This is a genomic window from Prevotella conceptionensis 9403948, from assembly GCF_000312305.1.
Lineage (GTDB): Bacteria > Bacteroidota > Bacteroidia > Bacteroidales > Bacteroidaceae > Prevotella > Prevotella conceptionensis.
The window spans coordinates 78,141-91,115 of the sequence record NZ_HE999453.1 but is presented as its reverse complement, the minus strand read 5'-3'; the positions used below and the strand labels follow the sequence as shown (position 1 = coordinate 91,115).

At 48.3% G+C, this 12,975-nt stretch carries 5 protein-coding genes and 1 pseudogene; 3 read left to right on the top strand and 3 right to left on the bottom strand.

Annotated features, from left to right (window positions below; translation table 11 throughout):
- From BN93_RS14005 to BN93_RS13995, 3 genes and pseudogenes are all read right to left on the bottom strand, one after another.
- Positions 1 to 898, bottom strand: a pseudogene (locus BN93_RS14005) (endonuclease/exonuclease/phosphatase family protein); the annotation flags it as partial.
- 139 nt (positions 899 to 1,037) lie between these two features.
- Positions 1,038 to 2,324 carry a family 43 glycosylhydrolase gene (locus BN93_RS14000; protein WP_009229322.1) on the bottom strand — a complete coding sequence of 429 codons (1,287 nt, stop codon included), beginning with the start codon at positions 2,322 to 2,324 and terminating at the stop codon, positions 1,038 to 1,040.
- Positions 2,325 to 2,495: 171 nt separating this feature from the next.
- On the bottom strand, positions 2,496 to 5,207 hold the full coding sequence (locus tag BN93_RS13995; protein ID WP_019188947.1) for a glutaminase family protein: 2,712 nt from the start codon (positions 5,205 to 5,207) through the stop codon (positions 2,496 to 2,498).
- A gap of 340 nt (positions 5,208 to 5,547) precedes the next feature.
- Between BN93_RS13995 and BN93_RS13990 the strand changes: the two genes are divergently transcribed.
- The 3 genes from BN93_RS13990 to BN93_RS13980 form a co-directional block, all read left to right on the top strand.
- A complete protein-coding gene (locus BN93_RS13990; RefSeq protein ID WP_044260934.1) occupies positions 5,548 to 8,307 on the top strand; it encodes a hypothetical protein in 2,760 nt (919 codons plus the stop codon).
- Positions 8,308 to 8,907: 600 nt separating this feature from the next.
- Complete coding sequence (locus BN93_RS13985; RefSeq protein ID WP_019188945.1) at positions 8,908 to 10,392, top strand: IPT/TIG domain-containing protein; 1,485 nt, start codon at positions 8,908 to 8,910, stop codon at positions 10,390 to 10,392.
- Between the two features lie 24 nt (positions 10,393 to 10,416).
- Positions 10,417 to 12,975 (top strand): SusC/RagA family TonB-linked outer membrane protein (locus tag BN93_RS13980; protein WP_198007533.1); only part of this gene is annotated, 2,559 nt, incomplete at its 3' end.

Genomic DNA, 12,975 nt, shown 5'->3' with positions numbered 1-12,975 from the left:
ATACTGGCATCCTTGTTATCGGCAGGGAATGTGAAACCCGGATGTGTTACGGGGTTGGGGAATTTCTCGCGATAAGTGTCTACGAAACCAGCCTTTCTCAGCATTACAGGGCAATCCCAATTGGCCACTACGCCGTATGACTGTACAAATCTTTGGTGTTGGCCTGCCAATCAAGGTCAGATGGTTCGTTAAAGTCGCCACCTAAGACAACGATACGCCCCTTATTCATCTCGCCTTGGGCATCGTCGAGAAACATTTCCATCGCCTCGTCGCGCGTACTCAGTCGGTTGTCTTTCATTATCCGTTCGCTATCGGTAATGGGATTGGGCAGTTTCGACCAATCAGGACCACTGTTATAACCTCTCGGCAGATAGCAGGCATAGTGCTTATAGTCGAGGTGTGCAGAATAGAAGGTCATCTCTTGACCACGAACTTCCACCGTTACCTTTATCATATAGTTGTCGGTGGGTGTGGGAAGAACCTTAAAACTCTTTATCTCGTACTTCGACAGCACGCCAACAAACGTGCCATGATTCTTACCATAGTAGTCTTTTTGGTGCTTTGTCTTTAACGATTGGCATAGGCGATGTGTGTACTCGCCGTCGCCATCGGGGATTTTCTTCAACAAAAGGTCGTTACGCAACTCGCACAACAACACAACATCGGGATCCACTTGGTTAATAACGTCTACCAATCCATTATAGGCGTTGTTCACTTGCGTTGCTCCAAACCACGTGTTTAGCTGGAAAACTTTCAGGTCTTGATACACTTCCACGGGCTTTGGAGGCTCAGGAGCGGGATTGTTGTCCTCTTTGCTGCACGCTATCGAGCAACAGCCAAACAGCAGCATCAATGCTGCATTCAGACAACTGCGTTTAAAAAGATGTTCTCTTTTCATTGTTCTTGGTTTTAATAAATACTATTCTAGGTTTCTAGTTACTCTTAGTCCACACCTTAATGTGATGTTTGGGGCGTGGCATTAGGTTGGTTCTGCTGCACGTCTGGCGTAAGATGTGTGCCTCAATACAGAGACATTTCTACTGAACCTTTACGATTTTCTGATTAACACTGCCGCTATTTCCCCGCACCTTTACCACATATATGCCCACGGGCACATCGTTCAGCCACAAGTCTTGTGCGTTTATGGCTCTGCCTGCTTTTACCTTTTCGCCGCTTATGGCGTAGAGTTCCCAAGTGAAGGCAGAGTTATCGGGGCTTGAGATCTGATAATAATTGTCGCCGCCGCGGGCAATGGTGTAGGTATCTTGCGTGGCATCCACATCAGCAATGCCACTAAGTTCGCCATCTTTAAAGAAGGGAACCGCCCCGCCTTTCGACGGATGCTTGCCCGCTATATAGGGCCAACCATCAGCATCCCATAACACCTTGTCCACGAAAAGTTTCCTACCAGCATCTATATCTGTCTTATCAAACCCGTGATAAAGCATCCAATAATCGCCGTTATCGTCGATAATCAGTTGCGAGCAATGACCAGGACCAGCCACAAGTTCGTTGCCCGACAGTACACTTTCGTACGAACCGCCCACATCCATTATCTTCTTACCGCGCTTATTGACGTATGGGCCACGCAAGTCTTTACTTCGCGACACCACAACTCGGTAGGTGCTGTTGGCTCCTTCGCAACAATTGCCCAGCGAACCCAGGAAGTAATAATAGCCTTTGCGTTTAACAATCATCGTGGCCTCTGTGCCATGATGCATCCAATTGTGGTTCGGACCAATCTGAAACTTCTCTGCCCCAGGCTTTAAAGCCAGTCCATCGGCAGACAGTTCTATGCCCCAGACACCGCGAAAGCTACCCCAAAAGAGGTATTTCTTGCCGTCGTCGTCTTGAAAGAAACAAGGGTCGATGCTGTTTTGCACGCCTATTTCGGTGCTGGTAAAGAGTTTTCCCTTGTCTACAAATCCTCCGCGAGGCGAAGAAGACGTGGCTACACCGATTCCGCAGTTCCATTCTTTCCCCCATTCGGCCATCGAATAGTAAAGAACGAATTGCCCATTGATGTAATTAATGTCGGGCGCCCAAATGTTTCCACCTTTTATAAAGGTGGGACGAGTTGAGCTATTGAAAGCCGAACCCGCAAATCGCCATCGCGTGGCGAGGTCGCGCGACTTATAAATAGGTACACACAGCCCACCGCCTTCTGTGGCATAAACATAGAATTGGCCATCGGGTGCACGTACAACGCTTGGGTCGGGCATGTCTTTGTTTAAGACCGGGTTGGTATATTGCCCACGAACAACTGCAGCCAACATCAGCAGATTGACTACAAGGGCTATTCTTTTTATCGCGTCCTTTTTCATAAATAGGGTTTATCAACTTTTAGTTACATTGAAATCTTCGTGAGTTTGTAAGTTCACGGGTTGTCGAGTTTATAAACTCATAAGCTTGTGGATTTGTGAGTTATAGTTATGGGGGTTGAGAACTTAAGCACTCAAAAACTCATCAACTTAAAAACTTAAAGGCTCAGCGGCTCACCTCACCACCACCTTCTTCACCGTCTTGTCCTTGTACCGAACAACGTTTATTCCACGTTTCGGAGTAGATAGTCGCCGTCCGTCTACATCGTATCGTCCCACTTCTTTCTTCGAGGCATCGGGTGTTTGAGGTTCATTCTCAATGTCTGTCGAAAACTTCTTATTCTTCAAGAAGTTGTCCATCAGCACCTTCATCCAATGTCCGCCAAGTACAGAGCGACCTTTGAATATCTGATAGTCGCCACTGTTCACCCAATACCAATCGCTAAACGGCACTCGGTTCTTTGTTTTGTTGGCAAACTCCCACACTAGGTCGGCAATGCGTGCAAAGCCCTCTTGGTTCTCTGCCAAACATGCAGTCCACATCTCCCAGTCTGATTTCGTATATCTTTCGCGATTATCTAGTGGTATACCATACGGTTCTGCCTTTGTAAGATAATAGCTATACTCCTTTTGTTTCATTTGTTTGGAAAAGAGGTTAAGCCCCCACATCTTATCCCACACCATATTATACTTCATGCTCCACGTGCCACTGCGGTCGTAAGCCAATCGGTAATGGTCGCCATCGTTAGCCGTTCGTTCCAATGTTGCAGCCATTTGGCGTGCCTTATCCATATAAGTACGGTATGTGACGTTCTCTCCTTGCATCTGTGCCATCAACGCATAGCCTGCAATTCCCATAATGGCCTTTACAGAAAGGTTTACGTTGTGGGCCAGATGTCCTGCAAAGTCATCTGTGCAAAGTTGGTTGGCCGGGTCTTGCCCGTTAGCTACCAAATAGTTTGTCCACATCGTAAGCAAGTCCCAATACTTCTTGGCAAAGTCGGCCTTTCCTTCTCTCAAACAGGTCATTGCCGTGAGTATAACCATGTTTCCAGCTTCTTCCACAGGCATGTTCTTGCCAAAATCGCCATTGGCCCCAGGGAAACATGAGGCATACGTCTGCTTGTCGGCAATGGGATAGAAACCCAAATCGTGTGCAGGAAAATGAAATCCCCAGCGCGAGCTGTCGGCGCAATACTTGAATACGCCCTCTAATGCACCTTTCTCCAACTGCGTGTTATAGGTAAAAAGCAGCGGTGCGGCAGGGTAAGTAACGTCTACCGTGTTGATAAATCCGCCCGAACTGTTCTCTTTCGAGAAGTACATCAGGTCGCCATCCTTATCCATAAACAGCTTATGGGCGGCCAACGTTTGTCGATAAGATGCTGCCAAGGTCTCGGCATACTTCTTGTTTCCTGCTGCTAAGGCATCGTCGTAGATCATCTTGTCCCATCGGCGCGCACGTTGCATGTACGACTTATAATTATCGCGGAAGTTTTCGAAGGCATCGGTAAGCTGTTGCCCATCTTTCGCCCAATAGGCTTTATAGCGCGTTCCAAGGAATTGCACATCTTGAACTTCATCGTAACCTATCATCATATAACTAGAATCGCGCTCCGTCAACCCGAAGTTATGTAAGTAGCCCAACATGGGCATCTCGCTTTCGTTATTGCTCTTGATACGCAGTGCATCGCGTTGGGCCAGCGTTCCCTTACTAACGAATTGGCTTTCCACAACATTTTGGTCGGCCATCGTAACATTTCCGTTCACGTTGGGTATCATCAGATAACCCCAATCAATACAAATGATGTCGCCCGTTTTGCCCAACACGTTCTGTTCTACACTTCCCGTTCGCACATAGTCAATGTTGTTCACGTTTTGTATGCGCGAAACCGTGGGTTGGGTATTCTTTATCACCGCTAGTTCGGGTGTCGTTCCGAAGAATATCTGCACATCATGCTTTCGCTTGTCGTTGGAGCAAACCTGATAAGAGATGTAGTTAATGGGTGTAGAAAGCAAGTTCAGGTCGTCGAGAAACATCGGTGCGGTGAAAACCAAACGTAGGTCTACGCCTCCGCAACGAAATGTATAGTAAGTGTTGGTGGCCATAACGTCGCAGCCCGTTTGTACGACATTACGTATGTCGTTGTGTTTCTCTTTCACGTTGGCAAATAGTCCGATGTCGGCATTGGCCCCACCTGTGGTGTTATGCACATGGTATGCGATAACGTTGTCGCCAACACGCAAACTTTGTTTTACATTAGCAGGCAATATCAGCTCTTCGTTCTGCACCCACGTTTCGCCCGTCTCGATTGCCAAAACACCATTTACGTACACCTCACACTTATCGTCGTGCGAGTAAATCAGCCACAAGTCGCGCGCCAAGTCTTCTTTGGTCAGCGTCACATGCCTACGTATATAGATGTCCGAATTGGTGTCCGTCCAAGCCGTACGTATGTTAGGATATTCTTTGGGAGTGCCAAACGCTGCCTGTTGCGTTTGCCATTTGCTGTCGTTAAAATCGCGTTGTGCCCAATTTGCCGCTGGATTTGCATAGCTAACCTTTGCCTTCCACGCTCCCATGTCGGCCATTGGTGCCACGGGTTTCAGTAGTCGGCCCTTCTCCTTTCCCATAAATCGGTAGGTCGTTCCGTCAACGCGCAACAAGCCGTCAATGGCTTTCTGCTGTCCCGTCCAATGGCGTGTGGTGCCATCGTATAGGTTATCGTAAGGCGACCAAATGGAGAAATAGGGGTCGTTCACTATCAGTGGGACAGACGGCAAGCGAAGGCTAGTGCGCCGATAAGGTTCGAAAAACGAACCGCCCTGCGCCTCTGCCGCCAGCATATTTGCCACACCAACCAAACAAAGTAATAGCTTTTTCATATTGAACAAAATACTATGGTATTGGTTTAAACATTAAATTCTGATTACATTGCAAAATTACTCGTCCCTTTCAGATAAGGGTACGACAATCACCCCAAATAATAACAAAATCGGACCAACAAGCCCCATTGGTTCTTTTTTGCTATACTCTGAACGGATTTTACGCATCAGTGCTTAAAATAAAGTCTATCTTTGCAGCGTAAACAATCGGCAATAAATAGTTCAAGTTTCTATATATAATATGGTGTAAGCACCCAACCCTATGCAGGGTTGTATCTATATTGGATATATGCCGAAACCTTAACGAACATAGAGTAATTATTTTAACTAAAAACAACTTATGAAAAAGCAAGTACTATCATTAGGTCTAGGATTGTTGAGCGCAACCCTGCTCAACGCCCAAACCACGCCTTGGCCAGGACATGCTATCGGCAATGGAGGGGAATATTATCTCTATAATGTCGCCACGGGCTTGTGGCTTCAAAACAACAACACCGTGAAAGACGGATGGGCAACGGCCGTTAACGTGGGTACGCGCGGCCTACCCATCACCTTTGAAAAAGCAGGAGCAAAGACGTTTAGGTTGAGTTCCATCTTTTACAAAGGCAACTGCGTATCGAAAAAAATTGGAGATGCAGGCTTGCTTTATTGGGACATGCCCGCCGATAACGTTGGGGATTGGGAGCTATCGCCTGCCGACAACATGCAATCCATACACGGATACTGGCTAGAATGCGATGCCTTGGTGCTAGGGGCAGACAATAACCTGCTCACAGTAGATAAGGAGAAGAACAGCGTTTGGCAGCTTGTTACACGAGAAGAACGTATTGCCGATGCAAAGGCGAAGGCCTCTGCCGACCATCCCGTGGACGTAACGTGGCTTATCGGCGCACCCGACCTCGTGACGAAGAACAACCTTTTCAAAATGGATTGTACGGCTGCACCTAACACCGAGCATTCTACTTATCGCGGCGGATGGGACATTGTGAGGGCAAACACCATCCAAGAGTTCTGGAACACGCAAACATTCGATTTCTATCAAACAATCAGCGGGTTGCCCAACGGCACCTATAAGTTCAGCGTACGCGGATATTACCGAGACGGTTCAAGCGAAACGCGCGACTATACGATGTACGGATATGGTGCCGACAAGTTTATCAATAGCACCGAACAACTTCGCGCCACCTATTATGCCAACGGCACTTCTGCCCCCATCATGTCTCTTTACGCAGGTGCGAAAAAAGCTCCCGAAGAGGGATTTAATTTCCAAGCCGAACGCGAGAACAAGCAAAATAGCGGGTTATACGTACCCAATACAACCCACGAGGCCAACTGCGCCTTATGGAAGGGCAATTACCAAAACCCCGAAATAACCGTTACCGTTACAGATGGAACACTGAAATTGGGCGTTAAAAAGGAGGCTGGCGTTGTCGACGATTGGTGCGTAATCTCCAACTTCTCTTTAAAATACCTTGGTTCGAAAGTTCTTCAAACCGCAGAAGAGGCACTGAAAGACCTTAAAGCGATACTTGCCACAACAAAAGCGTTTAAAGGTGCCGTCGCCCCTGCATTGAGCAAGCAATACACAGATGCCATTGCAGCAGCCAACAAGACCCTCACCTCTACCGACCCTGTGGCCATTATCGCCGCAACCTCTAACTTACAAAAGGCTTACGATGCCGTTGCTGCCTGCTCAGAGAACTATTCTGCCTTGGTAAAAACGACTGAAATTTGCAAAAACATCAATAAGAACAACGATGCACAGCTTAATGCCGCCACGGTAAAGGCCGAGAAGGTGGCCAAAACCGCCACGACCAATGCCGACATGAAGGCGGCTCTTGTAGACCTGCGCGTGGCTCGTAAGATTGTTGCTGCCGACAAGATGCCCGACATTTACAAGGGTGCCAAAGCCGGTGCAGGCGAATTCTATTTCTACAATGTGGCCTCTCAGAAGTTCCTTATGGGCGGTTCCGATTGGAATACGCATGCTGCCGTAGACGTTCCTGGTTTGCTCTTTACCGTTGCAGCCGAAGGAAACGGTTTCACCATCAATCGCTTTGGTGGTAAAGCAGGCAATTACCTGGGTTATAATGGCTATACCGACATTCCAGACAAAGCTGTTTGGGCGTTCGTTCCCGTCGCAGGCAAGGCCAACGTCTACAACATCGTGAAGGGCGACAACCATGCCCAAGGATTGGCTTTTGCGCCACAATCCAACACCGATGCCGACGAGGCTATGGATAAGGAGTTTTGGAATACCGTTTCTGTTGAGGCTGCCGTGGCCAAGAATGCCAACGCCGAATGGAAACTCGTCACCAAGGCCGAACGTGATGCGCTGCTCGCAACGGCCACCGAGAAACGTCCTGTCGATGCAACTTACCTGCTTACCAACCCTGGTTTTAACCGCCCCGACCTCTTTGAGAAATGGAATAGCGACAAAAAAGGCGACTTTAAGGATGCCAACCTTGGCGTTATCGACCGCGGCAGACGCACCAACCCCGTGTGCGAAGCATACTACCTAAACTCGTTCGAGGTAAATCAAACCGTGAGCAACTTGCCCGAAGGTTATTATCAGGTAAACATGACAGGCTATTATCGCGATGGCAGCCGAGAGAACTTGCAACAAAAGGTTGCCAAAGGAACGGCTCCTGCACGCCATGCCATGCTCTATATCGAATATAAAGGCAAGGGCGACGAGGTTGCACTGCCCTCTATCGCAGCGGGAATGAACCAATGCCCAGGCATCGGATGGACCGGTACTGCTGGCGAACAACCCGACGACGTGATGGATGCAGCCGAATATTTCGAATGCGGACTATATAAAGTGTACACCCACATCATTAAGGTTGGCCCCGAAGGCGAACTTACCATCGGCGTAACCAAAGACAAACAAGTGGACGGCGATTGGGCTGTGTTCGACAACTTCCGCCTTACCTACTTCGGCAAGAAGGTTTCTCAAGGCACCATTAATGGCATCGACAACGTTAAAAGCGATGTCGTTGAAGACGGTAAGATTTACAACCTACAAGGCATGGAAGTGAAACGCCCACTTAAAAGAGGCATTTACATCAGTAATGGAAAGAAATTCATCGTTAAGTAAGATTTAGGTTTAATTGTTTTTAGTGGCCAAGGTTCAAACGCATTTGTGTTTAACCTTGGCCTTTTTCATGCCATCTTACCTGTTGACAACCATAAAGGCCGTTTCTACAAGCCTTTTGTAATGACGCTACACTATATGCGATCGAGCCTTCCAACCATTGTCTGCTGTTCCTACAAGCCTTTTGTAGTGACACTACACTTACCCGCAGTCACACTACAACTTATTTGTAGTCGTGCTACAGCCACTTTGCAATCACACTACAAAGGCTTAAAAGCACAATCAACGGCTATTTGTTCCTTATAACAATAGATGTTATGCGAGGCTATATCAAATTGATGTTTTAATCTCGACAAACAAGTACTTGACACATGCATTGTCTATCGAGCCACATTTACAATTGCACTTCATTTTCTACATCTTTCAATAGAAAAAACAGGCAAATGCCCTGTTTTTTTTATCTTTTGAATGGTTTGTTTTATCTCAACAATTCAATTCTCACTAATTTTGCTGATGGAATTACCACATTAAACATCGGGAAAGTGCCCTTTGGGAGGGCGTAATACCAGGAACTAGAAATAAAAGTTTAAATACAATATATTTATGAAGAAAAATAATCTAAACATCTATGGCCAAAGGTTCGCATGGGGAGCCTTGCTGTTTTTCGTTGCTTGCATGTCGGCATGTCGAAGCGACAATGGAGACGTTTCTTCTGCAGAATACGACCCATCTCGACCTGTCACCGTGACAGACTTCATCCCCAAAGAGGGCGGAGTGGACCAAAAGTTGGTTGTTTACGGCAGCAACTTCGGCAACGACAACGGCAATGTCAAAGTCACCATTGGCGGACAGCGCGCCGTTCTCATCAGTGTTAAGGGCGATTGCCTTTACTGTTTGGTGCCTGCCAAGGCCTATTCGGGCGAGGTGGTGGTGTCTGTTGGCGGCAAAACAGCCAACGAACAGAGCGCAACGGCCAGCAGCAAGTTTAACTATGAACGAAAAATGGTTGTGGGAACGCTCAGTGGCGTACGTAACCAATTCGACGACCAAGGTTGGCACGACGGCCCTTTCAACACGGCAACAGGCTATGCCGGCGAAGGATGCCTTACCTTCGACCCCCTAAACCACAACATCTTATATGCCGTTTACGATGAAAACGCACACGGCATACAAGCACTTGACATGGAAAAGAAGGAGGTAAAGACCATACTCTCTATGTCTAAGTTCGACAACCACCGACTACGCTCCATCGATTTTTCGAACGACGGGCAATATATGCTCATCTCCACCGACCGCGACGACCGCCAGTTGCAAAGTCCTAGTGTGTGGATTGTTAAACGCAACGCCGATGGAACCTTCACCGACGCATCAAAATCGCAAATCTTAGCTGCCTACAAGCAGTGCAACGGAGCCGCCGTGCATCCCAAAAACGGCGAGCTTTACTTCAACAGTTACGAGCGCGGACAGGTTTTCCGCCTAGACATGAACAACTACTTCAACACCGTTGCAAGCGGCGGTACATGGTATCCCAACTGGACCGACGGCAACTTTAAGGAGCTGTTTACCATTCAAGATGTGAGTTGGGAGTTTAAAATCTTCATCCACCCCACTGGCAAGTACTGCTATATCGTGGTTATAAACAAGCATTACATTCTGCGTTCCGACTATAACGAAACCACCAAGAGCTTTGCTCCACCATACGTTGTGGCCGGACAAGCGCGAAACGACGGATGGGTAGACGGTGTTGGCACTGGTGCGCGAGTAAACAGGCCCTACCAAGGCTGTTTCGTGAAGAACAAGAAATACGTTGCCGAGAACCGCGACGATGTGTACGACTTCTACTTCTGCGACAACCGAAACCACTGTATACGCTATCTCACCCCCGACGGCATCGTCCGCACATACGCAGGACGCGGTACTTCGTCGCAAGCCGGCGATGGAAACGCATGGGGAACGGAAGACGGAGACCTGCGAGAAGTGGCTCGTTTTAACAGTCCTACGGGAATTGCCTACGACGAAAACGCTAACACTTTCTACATCCTAGATACCCAAGGGCGAAAGATACGTACCATTTCAATGGAAAAATAGAACTCCAAATAGAGCCATAAGACAATGAAAAAGATATTTATATTACTCTGGATGTTGTGCGGCATTACGCTTAACGCCTTAGCACAAGAACAGCTGGAAATATCGGGAACAGTAACCGACGCCACAGGAGAAGCCCTTATTGGCGTTAGCGTCACCGTGAAAGATGCCAAGGGGCTGGGTACCATCACCAACATCGACGGTAAATACACCATCAAGATGCAGCAATACCAAACGCTGGTGTTCTCTTACCTGGGCTACAAACCCGTAAGCGTGCTGGTTAAAGGCGACAGAAGGGTTATCGACGTACAGATGGCCGAGGAGAAACTCAACACCATCGACGAGGTTGTCATCACGGGTCTTGGCGCGCAAAAGAAACTCACCGTTACGGGAGCCATCACCAATGTCGACCTCGGACAAATGAAACAATTCCCCTCATCAAACTTCACCAACGCCTTGGCAGGTAATGTTCCAGGCATCATCGCCATGCAATCGTCGGGTCAGCCGGGTAAAAGCACATCGCGCTTTTGGGTTCGCGGCATCTCAACCTTCGGTGCCAGTTCAGATGCGATGATACTAGTAGACGGTTTCGAACGGTCGAACATCAACGACTTGAACATTGAAGACATCGAGAGTTTCTCGGTTTTGAAAGACGCCTCGGCAACGGCCATCTATGGCTCGAAGGGTGCTAACGGCGTTATTCTCATCACCACCAAACACGGTAAGGAAGGAAAGATAAACATCAACGCCAAAGGCGAGGTAGCGTATAACACCCGTACCATCACCCCGAAGTTTGTTGATGCGCCCACGTATGCCACTCTGCTCAACGAGGCACGCATAACGCGCAACCTCCCTCCGCAGTATCAACCCGAAGAGTTGGCACTAATCAGGTCGGGACTAGACCCCGACTTCTACCCCAACGTAGACTGGTCGAAACTTCTTCTTAAAGATGGGGCAATGAGCTATCGTGCCGACTTGAGTTTGAGTGGCGGTGGAAACACAGCCCGCTACTTCGCATCCCTATCGTATGTAGAAGACCAAGGCATGTACAACACCGACGAGACATTGCGCAACAGGTACAACACCAACGCCAATTTCAAACGCTGGAACTATCGTATGAATGTGGACATAGACGTTACGCCCACAACGGTTATCAAGTTGGGCGTATCGGGCAACCTCAACAAGCGCAACAGTCCAGGTCTTGGCGACCAATATGTATGGGGCGAACTCTTTGGTTTCAACGCCCTAAGTTCTCCCGTCCTCTATTCCAATGGCTATGTTCCGGCCTACGGTCGCCAAAAATATCAAATGAACCCTTGGGTTTCTGCCACACGCACAGGTTACAACCAAGAATGGGACAACAACATACAGACAAACGTAACGGTAGACCAAAAGTTGGATTTCATTACCCGTGGCCTCTCGTTTACAGGCAGGTTCGGATACGACACCTATAATAGCAACCACATATACCATCGCCTTTGGCCAGCCATGTATCGCGCCAACAGCCGCGATTCGCAAGGCAACATCATTTGGGATAAGCTTTTCGAAGAGTCGCCCATGGCCCAAACATCAGGCGGAGAAGGTTCGCGCCGCGAGTTTTTGGAGGCTTTACTACGTTGGAACCGCACCTTCAACAAACAACACAACTTTGGCGCTACTGCCCGTTTTACGCAAGACGAGCGGATACAGACACAAAATATCGGCACAGACATTAAAAACTCTGTCAGCCAAAAGAACCAAGGCGTTGCAGGGCAGATAACCTATAACTACGCCCTACGCTATTTTGCCGACTTCAACTTCGGCTATAACGGTTCCGAAAACTTTGCCGACCACCATCGCTTTGGTTTCTTCCCTGCCTTCTCCCTAGCTTGGAACGTAGCCGAAGAACCCCTCGTAAAGAAGGCATTACCCTGGCTCAACATGTTCAAGCTACGTTACTCGTGGGGTATGGTGGGCAACGACAATGCAGGAAGAAGCCATCGTTTCCCCTACCTTTACACTATCGACTTTACTAAAGAAGGCTACAATTGGGGGTCGAACCTTACCACAGCCACCACCACAGGCATGCACTACACGCAGGTTGCATCGCCAAACGTTACATGGGAGATTGCGCGCAAAACCGATGTTGGCTTTGACTTCGTGGCGTTCGACAACAAGTTCTCGCTCACGATGGACTACTTCTACGAGAAGAGAACGGGCATCTTCATGCAACGCAACTTCTTACCCGACATCACAGGACTTGAAAGTCGCCCTTGGGCAAACGTTGGCGCCGTAAAATCTAGCGGTTTCGATGGCAACTTCCAATACAAGGACCACATCGGTGAGATAAACTGGACGGTGCGCGGAAACATCACTTACAGTAAAAACACCATCCTAGAACGCGACGACGAAAACAACGTTTACGCCTATCAGTACGAAAAAGGCTACCGCATTGGCCAACAAAGGGGGCTTATTGCACAAGGCCTCTTCCGCGATTACGACGACATTCGCAATTCGCCCAAGCAAAGTTGGGGAACCGTACAACCTGGCGACATCAAATATAAAGACGTTAACGGCGACGGCGTTGTGAACGATGGCGACCGCGTG

Excerpts from the sequence above, each read along its gene's own strand:
- BN93_RS14000 (WP_009229322.1), bottom strand. The coding sequence starts at position 2,324 with ATGAAAAAGGACGCGATAAAAAGAATAGCCCTTGTAGTCAATCTGCTG.
- BN93_RS13995 (WP_019188947.1), bottom strand. The coding sequence starts at position 5,207 with ATGAAAAAGCTATTACTTTGTTTGGTTGGTGTGGCAAATATGCTGGCG.
- BN93_RS13990 (WP_044260934.1), top strand. The coding sequence starts at position 5,548 with ATGAAAAAGCAAGTACTATCATTAGGTCTAGGATTGTTGAGCGCAACC.
- BN93_RS13985 (WP_019188945.1), top strand. The coding sequence starts at position 8,908 with ATGAAGAAAAATAATCTAAACATCTATGGCCAAAGGTTCGCATGGGGA.